The organism is Delftia sp. DT-2 (genome assembly GCF_028401915.1).
Taxonomy (GTDB): domain Bacteria; phylum Pseudomonadota; class Gammaproteobacteria; order Burkholderiales; family Burkholderiaceae_C; genus Comamonas; species Comamonas tsuruhatensis.
Genome location: NZ_JAQOTI010000002.1, coordinates 247,086 through 263,163, shown reverse-complemented (window position 1 = coordinate 263,163; position 16,078 = coordinate 247,086). Strand labels below are relative to the sequence as shown.

Sequence of the window (16,078 nt, the reverse complement as noted above, 5' to 3'; positions counted from 1 at the left end):
CCCAACTCAGGGACACCGAGGAAGGGCCGCCCCGCACCGAGGGTGTCGTCCCCCTCCCCCCCGCGAAGCGGGTAGAGAGGGGGAAGGCGCGCAAGCGCCTCAGGGGGTGCAAGTTCTAGCTTTTACGTTCTTTTCCTTGGCGTACTTGTCCGCGTACTCCTTGACCAGCGGTTCGACCATGGACTTGTCGGCCTGGTACCAGTCGGAGACCACCTTCCACTTGGCGCCATCCCACTGGGCGATGCGCGACCAGTCGGTGCCCAGGTGGTTGTCGCAGCTGGTCTTGACGGGGCGGATGATCTTGCCGAAGCCCAGCTCGTTGAGGCGCTCCTGCGTGAGGTTCAGGTTCTCCAGGCCCCAGCGCACCTGCTCGGAGGTCATGACCTTGCCCTTGCCGTATTTTTCCTGTGCCGTGCGGATGGCCTCCACCTGCAGCATGGAGATCACCATGCCGCGCGTATGGGCCATGGCGCCCAGTTCCTTGGCGTCGGTGGCCGTGCCCTGGCCCTTGTCGTAGACCATGGCCTTGACCTCGTCGTGCACCTTGTCGTGCTCGGCCGTGTTGTGGATGGTCACGGTGTTGTAGCCCTTGGCGCCGGCGCCGATGTCCTTCACGTCATGGTCCGAGCCGGCCCACCAGATGGAGTACATCTTCTCGCGCGGGTAGCCGGTGGCCTGCGCCTCGCGCACGGCCGTGGGCGTCATCACGCCGGCCGACCACAGCAGCACGTAGTCGGGGCGCTGCTGGCGGATCTGCAGCCAGGTGGACTTCTGCTCCACGCCGGGCGCCGTCACGGGCAGCAGCGTCAGGTCGAAGCCTTCCTTGGCGGCGCGCTTTTGCAGCAGCGGAATGGGTTCCTTGCCATAGGGCGAGTCGTGGTAGACCAGGGCGATCTTCTTGCCCTTGAGGCTGCCCTTTTCCTTCTTGAGGATGTCCTGGATGATGGAGTCGGCCGCCGTCCAGTAGTTGCCCAGCAGCGGGAAGTTCCACTCGAAGACCTTGCCGTCGGCCGACTGCGACAGGCCGTAGCCCGTGGTGATGATGGGCATCTTGTCGCCGGGCGCCTTGTCCGTCACGGCGAACGTGATGCCGGTGGACTGCGGATCGAAGCCCGCCGCGCCGCCGCCCTTGCCCTTCAGGCGCTCATAGCACTCCACGCCCTTGGCCGTGTCGTAGGCCGTCTCGCATTCCTCGTAGGCGATCTTCACGCCATTGATGCCGCCCTTGGCGTTGACCAGCTTGATGTAGTCCTGCTTGCCATCGGCCCATGGAATGCCCAGCGGAGCGAACTGGCCCGTGCGGTAGACCAGCAGCGGCACGAACTGGTCCTGGGCCTGGACGGCGGGGGCGGCCACGAGGCCGCCGATTCCGGCTGCGACGGTGGCGGCGGCGATGGCGACTTTCTTGAACATCATGACGTTGTCTCCTAGTTGGCTGGGGAAGATTCCCCGGTTATCCGGCACTCTGTGGCGCCCTGTCTCGATACAGATCAACTCAATGCGGGAAGGGCCAGACGCGAAGCTTCTGGCGGGCTGTGGCCCACAGCTTCGCGAGTCCGTGCGGCTCCACGATCAGGAAGAACACGATCAGCGCACCGAAGATCATGTGCTCCAGGTAGGTCGCCGTGGCCGTGGACAGCGGCAGGCCCAGCCAGTGAGGCACCTGGGTGAGCAGCAGCGGCAGCAGCACGAAGAAGGCCGCGCCGAAGATGCTGCCGACCACCGAACCCAGGCCGCCGATGATGATCATGAACAGCAGCTGCAGCGAGCGGTCCAGGCTGAAGGCCGCAGGCTCCCAGGCACCCAGGTGTACGAAGCCCCACAGCGCGCCGGCCACGCCGACGATGAAGCTGCTCACGGCAAAGGCGCTGAGCTTGGCGTAGGTCGGGCGGATGCCGATCACGCTGGCGGCCACGTCCATGTCGCGCATGGCCATCCATTCGCGGCCGATGGCGCCCCGCACCAGGTTCTTGGCCGCCAGGCCCAGCAGGCACAGGATGCCCAGGCACAGCAGGTACTTTTCCATGGGCGTGTCGATCTTCCAGCCCATGATGGACAGCGGGCCTGCGCTCACCGAGCCCGAGGAGGAGTTGTTCGTCACCCAGGCGGCGCGGCTGGTCAGCCAGTCCACGAAGAACTGGGCGGCCAGCGTGGCCACGGCCAGGTACAGGCCGCGGATGCGCAGGCTGGGCAGGCCGAAGATCACGCCGAAGACCATGGCCAGCACGCCGCCGCCGATCAGGGCCACCAGCAGCGGCATGCCCTCGAAACGCACCTGCAGGTTGTAGGCCGCATAGGCGCCCACGGCCATGAAGGCGCCCGTTCCCAGAGAGATCTGGCCGCAGTAGCCGACCAGGATGTTCAGCCCCAGCGCCGCCAGCGACATGATCAGGAAGGGGATCAGCACGGCCTGGAAGGTGTAGTCGCTGACGCTGAAGGGAATCACCAGGAAGGCGACGGCCAGCAGCGCCACGATGGCCCAGCGGTCCTGGGCGACGCCGAAGATCTGCTGGTCGGATGCGTAGGTCGTCTTGAATTGACCGTTCTCACGATAAAACATGGTGCAAGTTCTCCGTATACGGTCTCAGACGCGGTCGATGATCTTGTCGCCGAACAGCCCCTGGGGCCGCACGAGCAGGAAGCACAGGGCCAGGCCGTAGGCGAACCAGGTCTCGATGCCGCCGCCGACCATGGGGCCCAGGTAGACCTCGGAGAGCTTCTCGCCCACGCCGATGATCAGGCCGCCGATGATGGCGCCGGGCAGCGAGGTCAGGCCGCCCAGGATCACCACGGGCAGGGCCTTCAGGGCCACCAGCGACAGCGAGTACTGCACGCCCAGCTTGGAGCCCCAGATGATGCCCACCACCAGGGCCACGCCGCCGGCCACCGACCAGACGATGACCCAGATGCGCGACAGCGGGATGCCGATGGACTGCGCCGCCTGGTGGTCGTCGGCCACGGCGCGCAGCGCGCGGCCGGTCTTGGTCTTCTGGAAGAACACGCTGAGCGCGGCCACCAGCAGCGCGGCGATGCAGGCCGCATACAGGTCTTCCTGGCTCAGCAGCACGCCGCCCTCGAACAGGCCGTCGAGGATGAACATGGGGTCCTTGGGCATGCCCACGTTGATGCTGTAGACGGCGCTGCCGAAGATCATCGGGCCCAGGCCGTCGAGCAGGTAGGCGATGCCCAGCGTGGCCATCAAGAGCGTGATGGGCTCCTGGTTGACCAGGTGGCGCAGCGCCAGCCGCTCGATCACCCAGGCCACGACCACCATGATGGCCAGCGACACGCAGATGGCCAGCAGGTTGGTGAACCAGCCCGGCTCCATGCCGATCCACTTCGGGATCCACTCGGAAAAGCGCGCCATGGCCAGGGCCGAGAACAGCACCATCGCGCCCTGGGCGAAGTTGAACACGCCCGAGGCCTTGAAGATCAGCACGAAGCCGATGGCGATCAGCGCGTACAGCGTGCCCACCATGAGGCCGCCGAACAAGGTTTCCAGAAAAAATCCCATGTCAGTCCCCTCAATGGCCTGTGCCAAGGTAAGCGCGGATCACGTCTTCGTTCTGGCGCACCTCGTCGGGTGCGCCGTCGCCGATCTTCTTGCCGTAGTCCAGCACCACGACGCGGTCGCTGATGTCCATGACCACGCCCATGTCGTGCTCGATCAGCACGATGGTGGAGCCGAACTCGTCGTTCACATCGAGGATGAAGCGGCACATGTCCTGCTTTTCCTCCACGTTCATGCCGGCCATGGGCTCGTCCAGCAGCAGCACCTGCGGCTGCATGGCCAGGGCGCGGCCCAGGTCCACGCGCTTTTGCAGACCGTAGGGCAGCTGGCCCACGGGGGTCTTGCGGTAGGCCTGGATCTCCAGGAAGTCGATGATGTGCTCGACGAACTCGCGGTGGCGGATCTCCTCGCGCTGGGCCGGGCCCAGGCGCAGGGCCTGCATCAGGATGCCGCTTTTGATCTGCAGGTTGCGGCCGGTCATGATGTTGTCGATCACGCTCATGCCCTTGAACAGCGCCAGGTTCTGGAACGTGCGCGCCACGCCCATCTCGGCCACCTGGCGGCTGTTCATGTGGCTGAAGGTCTTGCCCCGGAAGGTGATCGATCCCTCGGACGGGGTGTACACGCCGTTGATGCAGTTGAGCATCGAACTCTTGCCTGCGCCGTTGGGGCCGATGATGGAGCGGATCTCGTGCTCGCGCACATCGAACGAGATGTCCGTCAGCGCCTTCACCCCGCCGAAGCGCAGGCTGATGTTCTTGATGTCGAGGATGACATCGCCGATCTTCTTGTGGGTCATGTCAGCGGCTCCGGTCAGGCCCTGGCGGTGGCAGCCACCGAATGGGTTTTGGCATCGATGATGGACAGCGTGGCGCTGACGCTGCCGGTGCGGCCGTCCTCGAACTTGACCTGGGTCTCGATGAACTGCTCACGCTTGCCCGTGTACAGCGCATCGACCAGCACGCCGTACTTGTCGGCAATGAAGCCGCGGCGCACCTTGCGCGTGCGGGTCAGCTCGTCGTCGTCGGGGTCCAGCTCCTTGTGCAGCACCAGGAAGCGCGCCACCTGCGTGTCGGCCATGCCGGCTTCGGCGGCCAGGTCGGCGTTCACCTGGGCCACGCAGTCGGCCACCATCTCCAGCACCTTGGCCTTCGATGCCAGGTCCACATAGCCGCCGTAGGGCAGGCCCTGGCGCTCGGCCCAGTTGCCCACGGCCTCGTAGTCGATGTTGATGAAGGCGCAGACCTGGTCGCGACCGTGGCCGAAGCACACGGCCTCCTTGATCTGGGGGAAGAACTTGAGCTTGTTCTCGATGTAGTTGGGCGCGAACATGGCGCCCCGGCTGGTCTTGCCCACGTCCTTGGCGCGGTCGATGATGCGCAGCTGGCCGCTGGCGTCGATCACGCCGGCATCGCCCGTGTGGAACCAGCCGTCGGCATCCACCACCTCGGCCGTGGCGTCGGGGCGCTTGTAGTACTCCTTGAGCACGGACACGCCCTTGAGCAGCACCTCGCCGTTGTCGGCGATCTTCAGCTCGATGCCCGGTGCGGCCTGGCCCACGCTGCTCAGTTCCACCTGCCCGTCGCGCTGTATGCACACATAGGCGCAGGTCTCGGTCTGGCCGTAGAGCTGCTTGAGATTGATGCCGATGGAGCGGAAGAAGCGGAACAGCTCGGGCCCGATGGCCGCGCCCGCCGTATAGGCCACGCGGATGCGCGACAGGCCCATGGCATTGCGCAGCGGGCCGTAGATGCACAGGTCGCCCAGCGCGTACTTCAGGCGGTCCAGCGCGCCCACCTTCTTGCCGTCCAGGATGTCCGATCCCACGCGCCGCGCCACGGCCATGGCGTGGCCGTACATCCACTGCTTGAACGGCGCGGCATCCTCCATGCGGATGGACACCGAAGTCAGCATGCCCTCGAAGATGCGCGGCGGCGCGAAGTAGTAGCTGGGGCCGATCTCGCGCAGGTCGATGGATACGGTAGAGGCCGACTCCGGGCAGTTGATGGTGAAGCCCGCCACCAGCCACTGCGCGAAGGAAAACAGGTGGTCGCCCACCCAGGCCGGAGGCAGGTAGGAGATCACGTTGTCGCCAGGGCCCAGGCGGTCCACCTGCACACCGCCGCGTGCCGACTCGCCAAAGCTGCGGTGGGTCTGGCACACGCCCTTGGGCTTGCCCGTCGTGCCCGAGGTGTAGAGGATGACGGACACGTCGTCGGGCGACAGCGCCGCCAGCATGGCATCCCAGGCGCCCGGGTGGGCGGCCTCCCATTCCTTGCCCTTTTGCAGCAGCGCCTCGGTGCTGATCAGCCCCGGCTGGTCGTAGTGGCGCAGGCCGCGCGGGTCGTCATAGATGATGTGGCCCAGGCCGCGGACGCTCTCGCGCACCTCCAGCAGCTTGTCCACCTGCTCCTGGTTCTCGGCGAAGGCGAAGTCGATCTCGGCATCCTCGATGACGAAGCGCATCTCGGCCGCCACCGCGTCCTGGTACAGCGGGATCGGCACGGCGCCCAGCGCCTGCACGGCCAGGAAGCCCATGTAGACATGGGGCCGGTTGTCGCTGATGAAGGCCAGATTCTGGCCGCGTGCCAGGCCCAGCGCCGCCAGGCCGCAGGCCATGTGGCGCACGGTCTGCGCGGCCTCGCTCCAGCTCCAGGTCTGCCAGATGCCGTATTCCTTCTCGCGCAGCGCCGGTGCCTGTGGGCGCTGGGCAGCATGCTGGAGCAGCAGGTGCGGGAACGTGGTCGTCATTCCATGTCCTTGGTTGTTCGTGGATGGTGGCCGCGTGGTGCAAATGCCCAGGCTGAGACCCACCGGCTTGGACTGCATCGTAGGACTGGCTTTGACGCCGTGGTGTCTGTTTGACGACAATCTTCGGGAAACTCATCATCGGGAAAACGCGCCGTAACAAATGGTGCCAAAACGGTCTCATTGCCCGTTGGGGGGCTTGCGCTCCAGCCCGTTCGCAGCGGGTCGCCGTCCTTCTGGAAATCCCGCTCACGCCAGCCACTGGCCTCGGGCAATGCTTGGGTGGTTTTGTTGATTCATCCGCGCACCCTCGCCGCGACTCCATGAGCCAAGAACTGTCACTGCACCAGCGCCGTCGTGCGCCCCGACCCGAGGAACTCGATGGCATTCCCTGGCTGGCCCTGCTCCAGCCCGCCGAGCGCGAGCGCGCGCACAAGGCGCTGGTCGTCGGCGACGCACAGTCCGGCGACTACGTCTGCCGCACCGGCCGCGCACCCACCTACTGGTTCGGCGTGGTCGAAGGCCTGCTCAAGATGAACACCGATGGCGCCGATGGCGCCAGCATGACGCTGGCCGGCCTGCCTCCGGGCGGCTGGTTCGGCGAGGGCACGGCCGTCAAGCGCGAGCCCTACCGCTACAACGTGCAGGCCATCCGCAAAAGCGTGGTCGCCGGCCTGCCCATCGACACCTTCCACTGGCTGCTGGATCACTCCATCGGCTTCAACCGCTTCGTCATGAGCCAGCTCAACGAGCGCCTGGGCCAGTTCATCTCGGCCCGCGAAATCGACCGCCTCACCAACCCCGACCTGCGCGTGGCCCGCAGCCTGGCGGCGCTCTTTCACCCGCTGCTGTATCCCGGCGTCGGCGAGGTGCTGCGCATCACCCAGCAGGAACTGGCCTACCTGGTGGGCCTGTCACGCCAGCGCGTCAACGAGGCGCTGTCCGTGCTGCAGCGCGAAAACGCCATCGTCGTGGAGTACGGCGGCCTGCGCGTGCTCGACCTGGAAGCGCTGCGCAGCGGGCTGTTTGCGACGGCGCGGAGGGCGGCCTGACGCCGCCCGCTGCCACCCGCTTGAGGCCTCAGATCACGCCCTCGCGCCGCAGCCTCTCCTGCTGCTGCGCATCCAGCCCCAATGCCGCATAGATGCGTGCATTGTCCTGGCCGGTGGCCGGGCCGCTGCGGGGCGAAGGGGCCTGGCGGCCGGTGAAGCGTGGCACGGGCGCGGGGGCGGTGAGGGGGCCCAGGTCGGGGTCGGGCAGCGCGATGAAGCTGCCGCGTGCCGCGAAATGCGGGTCCTGCAGCACGTCCTCGGCCGAACAGACCTTGCTGAACGGGATGTCGTGCGCGGCCAGCGCGGCCGTGGCCTGGGCGCAGTCCAGGCCTGCGCACCATTGCACGATCAGCGCATCCAGTGCCTGCAGGTGGCGGATGCGCGCGGCGTTGTCCGCAAAGCGCGGGTCGGCGGCCAGCTCGGCGCGGTCCATGGCCTGGCACAGGCGCGCGAAGATGGCATCGCCCGTGGCGACCACGGTGAGCCAGGCGCCGTCGCGCGTGCGGTAGACGTTGGAGGGCGCCGTGTAGCCCGCGCACGATCCCGTGCGGCTGCGCGCCTGTCCGCCCAGCTGGAATTCGGCCGCCAGCGGGTCCAGCAGGCGCAGCATGGCTTCGGTGGCCGACAGGTCGATCTCCAGGCCGCGCCGTTCGCCTGGAGGCTTTGCATTGCGCTCGGCCAGTGCGGCCGCGATGGAGAAGGCGCCGAACAGCCCGGCCACGGCATCGCCCAGCGGGTAGTTCATGTGCTGGGGCGGGCCGCCCGCCTCGCCCGTGAGGTGGGCGAAGCCGCTCATGGCCTCGAAGATGCGCGCAAAGCCCGGCCGGCGCGCATAGGGGCCGGTCTGGCCGAAGCCCGTCAGGCGCAGCACGATGAGGCGCGGGTTGCGGGCATGCAAGGTGGCCAGGTCCAGCCCCCAGCGGTCCAGCGTGCCGGTGCGGAAGTTCTCCACCAGTACGTCGAAATCCTCGATCAGCCGCAGGAACAGCGTGCGGCCCTCGGCCTTGCGCACGTCCAGCGAGATGCCCTGCTTGCCCCGGTTGGCGGTTTTCCAGAACACGGCGTGGCCGTCGTGCACGGGGGCCAGGCTGCGCAGCGTGTCGCCGCCGCCGGGCAGCTCCAGCTTGACGACGTCGGCGCCCAGGTCGCCGCACAGCGTGGCCGAGAAGGGCGCGGCCAGCACCGTGGCCATGTCGAGGATGCGCACACCCTCCAGCGGATAGCCTTGGCGCTGCATCAGTTGCCTTTCAGGTCCACGTTCTTCAGCACGGGCTCCCAGGCGCGGCGGTCTTCGGCCACGCGCTGGTGGAAGTCCGCCGCCTGCGTGGGCAGCGGCGTGGCGCCCAGGCGCGCCAGCTTGTCGCGTGTCTCGGGCAAGGCCATGGCCTTGGCCAGCGCCTGGTTGAGCGTGGCCACGATCTGCTGCGGCGTGCCCTTGGGCGCGGCCAGGCCCACCCACAGGCCGGTGTCCAGCCCGGCCACGCCCAGCTCGGCAAAGGTGGGAATGTCGGGCGCTGCGGGCGAGCGGCTCTTGCCGGTCTGCGCCAGGATGCGGATCTGCCCGCCTTGCATGTAGGGCAGGGTGCCGCCCAGGTTGTTGCACATCACCGGGATGTGGCCGGCCATGAGGTCGTTGACGGCCGGGGCGTTGCCCTTGTAGGGCAGGTGCTGCATCTTGGTGCCGAGCCGGTGGTTGACCATCTCGCAGACCAGGTGCGAGGGCGTGGCCGTGCCGGCCGAGCCGAAGGACAGCGTGCCGGGCCTGGCCTTGTCGGCCGCCACCAGTTCGGCCAGCGTGCGGTAGGGGGTCTTGGCGTTGACGGCGATGACGTTGGGCAGGTCCGCCACCAGGCCGATGTACTCGTAGTCGGTCAGCGGATTCCACTTGAGGTTGGCGTGCACATGGGGCAGGAAGACATTGCTCAGGCCTGCCATGAGCAGGGTGTAGCCATCGGGCGCGGCGCGGGCCACGAGTTCCGAGCCGACCAGGCTGCCCGCGCCCGGCTTGTTCTCCACCACCACGGGCTGTCCCAGGGCCTTGCCCAGTTCCACCGACAGCGCTCGGGCCACGAGGTCGGTGCTGCCGCCTGCGGGAAAGGGAACGATCACGCGCACGGGCCGATCGGGAAAAGCCGCTTGGGCCGCCTGTGCCGCTTGGGCAGCCTGCGCGCAGGCACACAGCGCGGCCAGCAGGCCCAGGTTGGCCAGGTGCTTCGAGGTGAGGGAGCGTGTCATGGGGGCCTCCGGTGTCAGGCGCTCTCGCGCAGCATGAGCTTGGCGATGTTGAGCTGGTGGATCTGGCTGGTGCCTTCGTAGAGGCGGAACAGGCGCACGTCGCGGAAGTAGCGCTCGATGGGGCTGAAGTCGGCCACATAGCCCGCGCCGCCGAACATCTGTACGGCGCGGTCGGCCACGCGGCCGCACATCTCGGAGGCGAAGTACTTGCACATGGAGGCGGACAGCGCCACGTCCTCGCCCCGGTCGCGGGCGCGGGCGGCCTCCAGGATCATGGATTGCGCCGCGAAGATCTCGGTGCGGCTGTCGGCCAGCATGGCCTGCACCAGCTGGAAGTTCGCCACCGGCTGGCCGAACTGCTCGCGCTGGCGCACATGGGCCAGCGCCAGGTCCAGCATGCGGATCGCCGGCCCCGTGCACAGCGCGGCCAGGTGCAGGCGCTGCTTGTTGAGCACCTTCATCACGGTCTTGAAGCCCTGGCCCTCGCGCCCGCCGATGATCTGGTCGGCCGGCACGCGGCAGTCCTGGAAATGCACGTCGGACACGGGCGAGCCCGCCTGGCCCATCTTGCGATAGGGCTGGCCTGTCACCAGGCCCGGCGAGCGCTCCACGAAGAAGGCCGTCAGCCCCTCGCTGCCCGTGCTGCCTTCGCCGGTGCGGGCGATGACGGTGAACACATCGGCCAGCGGCGCATTGGTGATGAAGCGCTTGCTGCCGTTGAGCACATAGTGGTCGCCCTCGCGGCGCGCCGTGGTCTGGATGTTGCTCGCCTCCGAGCCCGCGTCCGGCTCGGTCAGCGCCAGGCAACCCGTGAGCTCGCCGCGCGCCATGCGCGGCAGCCAGCGCTGCTTTTGCGCCTCGGTGCCGTCGGCCACCAGGGCTTCCGAGCCAATGCCGGTGTTGGTGCCCACGCGGGCCCGCAGCGCCACCGAGGCCTGGGACAGCTCGAAGGCGCAGCGCACCAGTTCCTCGGTGCTCAGGCCCAGGCCGCCATGGGCCTGGGGAATGCTCCAGCCGAAATAGCCCTTGTCGCGCAGCTCCTGGACCACGGCGGGCGGAATGCTGTCGTCGCGCTCGATCTGCTCTTCGAGCGGATGCCAGCGGTGGCGCACGAAATGGCGGATGTCTGCAATCAACGCCTGCAGGCGGGCGTCGGCGGGATGGGGGGTGGAGGTTGGGGCGTGGTTCATGGGCCGCACTGTAGGAAGCGCGGCCGGGAAGGCGGCAATGCTGTTTCAATTATTGAAACGCAGTTGCGGCCTTGTGGCCGCAGTCCGCACAATGGCGCCGTGCCCCACGCCCCCATTGCCCACCAACCCAGGGATTCGCAGGATGTCTGCCGCATCCGCGAGCAGGACCCGTATTTCGCGGGCACGCTGGCCAAGGGGCTGATGATCCTGCAGTGCTTCGTCAGCGACCCGCGCCCGCATGCCAACAGCGAGCTGGCCCGCCGCCTGGGCCTGCCGCGCCCTACCGTGTCCAGGCTGTGCCGCAGCCTGCAGACCATGGGCTACCTGGACCATGACGAGCGGCTGGACCGCTACTTCGTCGGCCCGGCCGCCGTCGCCCTGGGCTACCCCTATGTGATCAACACGCCGCTGCTGGGGCCTTTGCGCCTGCCCATGCAGGCCCTGGCCGACCGCGTGAAGGGGGCGGTATCGGTGGGCGTGGTCATGGACCTGGATGTGGTCTACCTGGATACCTGCGCCTGGGAAGGCGGCACGCTCAAGCGACCCGGCGTGGGCGCCGTGCGCGGCGTGCTGGAAACGGCCATGGGCCGGGCAGGGCTGGCCCAGCTCGATGCCGGGGAACTGCAGCGCTTCCTGGACCGCGTGCGCAGCCAGCGGCCCGAGGAATACGCGCGCTGCAGGGACAACGCCAGCGAAAGCCTGGCGCACTATGCCGCCCGGGGCTTCGCAGTCAACATGGGCGACTCCGGCCTGGGCGTGTGCGCGGTGGGTGCGGCCTCGCGCATCCGCTACGGGTCGCGCCGGCTGCTGTTCAACTGCGCCGTGCCGGGCCTGCGCATGCCGGCCCGCACGCTGATCCGGGATGTGGGCCCCCAGTTGGCGCAGTTGGTGGCCCTGTGCGACCGGCTGCCCGTGGACCGCTGATCTGCGGGCCTGGCGCTTCAGAAGGCGGCCAGCACGATGCCGATGGCCAGCAGCACGCCGAAGGAGATCCAGCCGTTCTTCTGGTCCAGGCCGCCGATCTGGCGCAGCGCCTCTTCACGCGCAGCGCCCGCCAGGCCCATCTGGTTGACCTGCTGTACGCGCGTGACCAGCCACTGCAGGTAGGTGCGCTTGACAGTGAAGGAAATCGCCACCGCGATGCCGAGCACGCGGCCGGCGCCGCCCGTGCCGGGCATCAGCAGGTTGATGATCAACAGGGTGATGAAGGCCACCACGGCATAGGCGTAGACGCGGCGGGCAATGGCCCAGGACACGCCCATGAAGGGAATGGCCGTCCAGCAGGGACTGAGTGCGGCGAAGAATCCCTTTTTCCCGCCGACCATGCGCTCCCACAGCGGACGGTATTTGTCGGCATTCGGGCCGATGGCGGTCTCCATATCGGACCACTCGATTCCCGTCAAGTCCATTTTGGTGATGAGCAGCGCCTTGAATTGTTCTTTCAAGGGCATGGAATTCAATAGGTTGGGTGTATCGCTCATGGTTTTCCTTGTTGAATGAGGCGGGATTCCGGGCGTGATGGTCTGGATGCCGCAGCGGGCGCTGCGCGCAGGGCTGTTGTCTCGAAAGAGAGCCCCTGTCTCTGGACGGGCGCCATTCTATGGGCAGATACATGGGAAATGGCAAGCCCAATGGATTGGTTTGCAATGGAAGATGAATGAATGCGCTCGTGAGAAATACAGTTTTTTACATATCAAATGCCATGGGCTGTTATTTCCTCATTGGCCGGATGGAGAATTTTCGTGGCGAGTTGATTCATCCTGATCCATCTTTCATTGGGGATTCATATGAATATGCATATCGCGACGGATACAGCGAATGGGATGGGCCTGGGGGCCAGGTGCATTGCCATGGACGGGAATCGGGCTCGCACAACGGGTGTGCCGTCCTTCGTGCAGGCGCTTCGCTGCGGGACCGCGCAGGGGTCCCGGCGGGCCGGGGCAGCGCGGGGCCGATAGCCGAGCGCAATGCCCGTATTGGCCGCAGGGCGCTGCCGCTGCAGGCCGTGCCGCGCGACAATGGCGGCCTAATGTCATCCCCTACTTCTTCCAAACCGTCCCGGTCCGGCGCCGACGAGGCGGCAGCGCCCTCCGCGCGCCCTGTGCTGCGCCGCCCCGAAAAGCCACAGGCCGAGCCGGCTGGCGATGCCCGCCGCCCCTCTGGTGGCGCAGGCAGATCTGCGGGCGCACGCGGCCCGCGCAACGACCGCAATGACCGCGGCGGGCGCAATGAACGCTACGAGCGCTCCGACCGCCGTGACGCAGGCCCTCGCGGCGATGCCCGTGATGCGGCACCCCGCGGCGACGCCCGTGATCAGCGCCCGCGCAGCAGCGGTTTCGGCCGTGCCGAGGACCTGGACCGTTCCCAGCCGCGTGGCGACTGGCGTGGCCAGGGCGGCGGCGAAAACCGTGCCCCGCGCGAGCAGCGCGATCCCCGTGATGCGCGTGACACGCGCCATGCGGGCGACATGCGCGACTCCCGTCCCCCGCGTCCGCCCCGTCCGGATGATCGCCGCGACCGGCCCTATGGCCAGCGCGACGAGCGTCCGCGTGATGGGCAACGTGACGGCCCCCGTGACGGCCCCCGGGAGGGCGGCTTCCGTGATCGCCCCCGTGACGACGCCCGGGGCCCCCGCCGTGATGACGCCCGCGGCCCGCGCCGCGATGCGCCGGCCCAGGCCGAACCCGCCTACCGTCCGCTCAGCGGCATCCGCACCTACCGTCCCGCCGACGGTGGCGCCAGCCGCGAGATTCCCGTCAAGCGTGCCCCCGCGCCCGTGCAGGAGCAGGTTCCGGGCGCCGTGCGCATCAACAAGCGCCTGGCCGACATGGGCCTGTGCTCGCGCCGCGAGGCCGACGAGTGGGTGGACAAGGGCTGGGTCCGCGTCAACGGCGAACTCGCCGTGATGGGCCAGAACGTGGTGGCCGCCGACCGCATCACGGTCGAGCGCGAGGCACGTGACCGCCAGGACCAGCAGGTCACCATCCTGATCCACAAGCCCATGGGCTACGTCAGCGGACAGGCCGAGGATGGCCACGAGCCGGCCGTGGTCCTGGTCACTCCCCAGAACCACTGGAACCAGGACACCAGCCGCACGCGCTTCAACTTCGCGCAGCTCAAGGGCCTGGCACCCTGCGGCCGGCTGGACATCGATTCCGTGGGCCTGCTGGTCATGACCCAGGATGGCCGCGTGGCGCGCCAGATCATTGGCGAAGACTCGGAGATGGACAAGGAGTACCTGGTACGCGTGACCTACGGCGACCGTGACATCGACGTGCAATCCGTGTTCCCGGCCGAGCAGCTGGCACGCCTGTGCCATGGCCTGTCGCTGGACGGCGAGGCACTCAAGCCCGCCAAGGTGGACTGGCAGAACCCCGAGCAGCTGCGCTTCGTGCTGACCGAAGGCAAGAAGCGCCAGATCCGCCGCATGTGCGAACTGGTGGGCCTGCGCGTGGTGGGCCTCAAGCGCATCCGCATCGGCCGCGTGACGCTGGGCAACCTGCCTGTGGGCCAGTGGCGCTATCTGGGTGCACACGAGAATTTTTAGCACCCCCTGAGCGGCTGCGCCGCTTCCCCCTCTCTCGCTTCGCGGGAGGGGGACGGCACCCTCGGTGCGGGACGGCCCTTCCTCGGTGCCCCTGATTTGGGCAGCGACGGTTTTGAGCTCGTGTTTAGAATGCGAACCATTCTCAAACGAGCTTCAGCGCTGCGGCACGCCAGTCCGGGGCGCGTCCGTCTTTTCATGCGCGCACCGGCCGATCCCGTACACACCCTCTATGTCGAACACCACGGCTGGCTGCAAGGCTGGCTGCGCCGCAAGCTGGGCAATGTGTTCGAGGCTTCCGATGTCGCGCACGACACTTTCGTCAACGTGATCACCTCGGGCATGGCCGGCCGCATCGAGCAGCCGCGCCCCTTCCTGGCCACCGTGGCCCGCCATCTTGTGATCCGCCAGCACCGGCGCCGGCTGCTGGAGCGCGCCTATCTCGACACCCTGGCCCTGCTGCCGGCCGAGCTGGCTCCCTCGCCCGAGGAGCGGCTGATCGCGCTCGAATCACTGCAGGCCGTGGACCAGGCGCTGGACGCGCTGGCGCCCAAGGTGCGCGAGGCCTTCCTGCTGGCCAACCTCGAAGGCCTGAGCTATGCGGACATCGCCACGCGCCTGGGCGTGTCCATGACCAGCGTCAAGCGCTACCTGGCCCAGGGCTATGAGCGCTGCTTCGTGCTGGCGCTGTCCTGATGGCGCCGGTGCCTCCTTCCGATCCTCGGCGCCTGTCCAGCGCCACGCCGCTACCCGGCAGCAGTATCCAGGCGCCCCAGGCGCCCCAGGCGCTGGGCCGGCCCTTGCCGGCCGGCGTGGCGCGGGCGGCTGCCGGCTGGTTTGCGCTGCTGCAATCGGGCCAGGCCTCGGCCGCCGACCGGGCGCGCTGGCAGCGCTGGCTCGATGAAGACGCCGACCATGGCCGCGCCTGGGCCCATCTGCAGGCCGTCACGGGCGCGCTGACGGGGCTCAACGCCGGTGGCGCGGGCTATCGCGGCCTGTCCGCCGCTCCCCGGGCTGCGCGGCGGCGCCTGCTGGGCCTGTTTGCAGGCCTGGGCACGGCGGTGGGCGCGGGCTGGCTGGCCAGCCGCACGCCGCAGTGGCAGCAGATGGCGGCCGACTACTCCACCGGCACGCAGCGCCGCCGCTGGAGCCTGCCCGACGGCACGGACATGCTGCTGGGCCCCGGCAGCGCCGTGGCCTTGCAGTTCGACGGCAGCGAGCGCCGGCTGCGCCTGCTGGCCGGCGAGGCGCTGTTCACCACCGGTCATCCCGCAGGTGCGCTGGGCGATCTGCCCTTTGTGGTGGAGACCGCCCACGGCCGCGTGCGCGCTCTGGGCACGCGCTTCATGGTGCGCAGCAGCCAGGCAGGTGCGCGCGTGGCGGTGTTCGAGCGCGCCGTGGAGCTGCGCCTGGCCGGCACAGGCGCATCCGCACTGCGTCTGCAGGCGGGCGAGGCCATGGACTTCACGCGCACGGGCTGGAGCACGGTGCAGCCGGCCGGCCCTGCGGACGACGCCTGGAGCCGGGGCCAATTGTGGGTGGACAACCAGCGCCTGGACGACTTCCTGGCCGAACTCAACCGCTACCGCCCCGGCTGGCTGCGCGCCGATCCGGCCGTGGCCGGGCTGCGGTTCTCGGGCGTGTTCCCGCTGGACGAAGGCGGCATCGATGGCACGGACGCCGTGCTGGCCATGCTGCCCGGTGCACTGCCCGTGCAACTGCGCTGGCGCACGCGCTGGTGGGTGGTGGTGGAGCCTGCGCAGGCGCGCGGCTGAGGCTTTTTTCTTCCTTTTCGCTT

14 protein-coding genes are annotated in these 16,078 nt (G+C 68.2%); 5 read left to right on the top strand and 9 right to left on the bottom strand.

Annotation, left to right across the window (positions count from 1 at the left end; all coding sequences use genetic code 11):
* Positions 1–99 precede the first annotated feature (99 nt).
* From PO605_RS03725 to PO605_RS03705, 5 genes are all read right to left on the bottom strand, one after another.
* A complete protein-coding gene (locus tag PO605_RS03725; RefSeq protein ID WP_016446596.1) occupies positions 100–1,416 on the bottom strand; it encodes an ABC transporter substrate-binding protein in 1,317 nt (438 codons plus the stop codon).
* A gap of 79 nt (positions 1,417–1,495) precedes the next feature.
* Entirely contained in the window at positions 1,496–2,560 is a 1,065-nt protein-coding gene (locus tag PO605_RS03720; protein ID WP_016446595.1) for a branched-chain amino acid ABC transporter permease, read from the bottom strand.
* A 24-nt stretch (positions 2,561–2,584) separates the two neighbouring features.
* Positions 2,585–3,514: a branched-chain amino acid ABC transporter permease gene (locus PO605_RS03715; protein WP_016446594.1), complete on the bottom strand. Its 930-nt coding sequence runs from the start codon at positions 3,512–3,514 to the stop codon at positions 2,585–2,587.
* A 10-nt stretch (positions 3,515–3,524) separates the two neighbouring features.
* Positions 3,525–4,310: an ABC transporter ATP-binding protein gene (locus tag PO605_RS03710; protein ID WP_012203089.1), complete on the bottom strand. Its 786-nt coding sequence runs from the start codon at positions 4,308–4,310 to the stop codon at positions 3,525–3,527.
* Between the two features lie 14 nt (positions 4,311–4,324).
* On the bottom strand, positions 4,325–6,262 hold the full coding sequence (locus PO605_RS03705; RefSeq protein ID WP_047473863.1) for an AMP-dependent synthetase/ligase: 1,938 nt from the start codon (positions 6,260–6,262) through the stop codon (positions 4,325–4,327).
* 320 nt (positions 6,263–6,582) lie between these two features.
* Between PO605_RS03705 and PO605_RS03700 the strand changes: the two genes are divergently transcribed.
* Positions 6,583–7,311, top strand: coding sequence for a Crp/Fnr family transcriptional regulator (locus PO605_RS03700; RefSeq protein WP_016446592.1), 729 nt, complete (start codon positions 6,583–6,585; stop codon positions 7,309–7,311).
* Positions 7,312–7,339: 28 nt separating this feature from the next.
* On the opposite strand, the gene PO605_RS03695 is transcribed toward PO605_RS03700, so the two are convergent.
* From PO605_RS03695 to PO605_RS03685, 3 genes are read right to left on the bottom strand one after another with little or no spacing between them, the layout of a single operon-like run.
* Positions 7,340–8,548, bottom strand: a complete 1,209-nt coding sequence (locus PO605_RS03695) for a CaiB/BaiF CoA transferase family protein (protein ID WP_272206104.1) — start codon at positions 8,546–8,548, stop codon at positions 7,340–7,342.
* Positions 8,548–9,546: a Bug family tripartite tricarboxylate transporter substrate binding protein gene (locus PO605_RS03690; RefSeq protein ID WP_047473865.1), complete on the bottom strand. Its 999-nt coding sequence runs from the start codon at positions 9,544–9,546 to the stop codon at positions 8,548–8,550. The genes PO605_RS03695 and PO605_RS03690 overlap by 1 nt, the downstream gene beginning before the upstream one ends.
* Before the next feature lie 14 nt (positions 9,547–9,560).
* Positions 9,561–10,736: an acyl-CoA dehydrogenase family protein gene (locus PO605_RS03685; protein ID WP_047473866.1), complete on the bottom strand. Its 1,176-nt coding sequence runs from the start codon at positions 10,734–10,736 to the stop codon at positions 9,561–9,563.
* Positions 10,737–10,835: 99 nt separating this feature from the next.
* On the opposite strand from PO605_RS03685, the gene PO605_RS03680 reads away from it, so the two are divergent.
* Complete coding sequence (locus tag PO605_RS03680) at positions 10,836–11,660, top strand: IclR family transcriptional regulator (RefSeq protein ID WP_017405420.1); 825 nt, start codon at positions 10,836–10,838, stop codon at positions 11,658–11,660.
* A gap of 17 nt (positions 11,661–11,677) precedes the next feature.
* Here the strand turns inward: PO605_RS03680 and PO605_RS03675 are convergent, their stop codons facing one another.
* A complete protein-coding gene (locus tag PO605_RS03675; RefSeq protein WP_016446585.1) occupies positions 11,678–12,217 on the bottom strand; it encodes a hypothetical protein in 540 nt (179 codons plus the stop codon).
* A 176-nt stretch (positions 12,218–12,393) separates the two neighbouring features.
* Between PO605_RS03675 and PO605_RS03670 the strand changes: the two genes are divergently transcribed.
* The 3 genes from PO605_RS03670 to PO605_RS03660 all read left to right on the top strand — a co-directional run bounded on the left by PO605_RS03670 (position 12,394) and on the right by PO605_RS03660 (position 16,055).
* Positions 12,394–14,283 (top strand): pseudouridine synthase, encoded by a 1,890-nt coding sequence (locus PO605_RS03670; protein WP_197065182.1) that lies wholly within the window; start codon positions 12,394–12,396, stop codon positions 14,281–14,283.
* A gap of 195 nt (positions 14,284–14,478) precedes the next feature.
* The gene (locus PO605_RS03665; RefSeq protein WP_272206100.1) at positions 14,479–14,976 is read left to right on the top strand and encodes a sigma-70 family RNA polymerase sigma factor; all 498 of its coding nucleotides are present in this window, start codon (positions 14,479–14,481) and stop codon (positions 14,974–14,976) included.
* Positions 14,976–16,055, top strand: coding sequence for a FecR domain-containing protein (locus PO605_RS03660; RefSeq protein ID WP_272206099.1), 1,080 nt, complete (start codon positions 14,976–14,978; stop codon positions 16,053–16,055). The genes PO605_RS03665 and PO605_RS03660 overlap by 1 nt, the downstream gene beginning before the upstream one ends.
* Positions 16,056–16,078 lie beyond the last annotated feature (23 nt).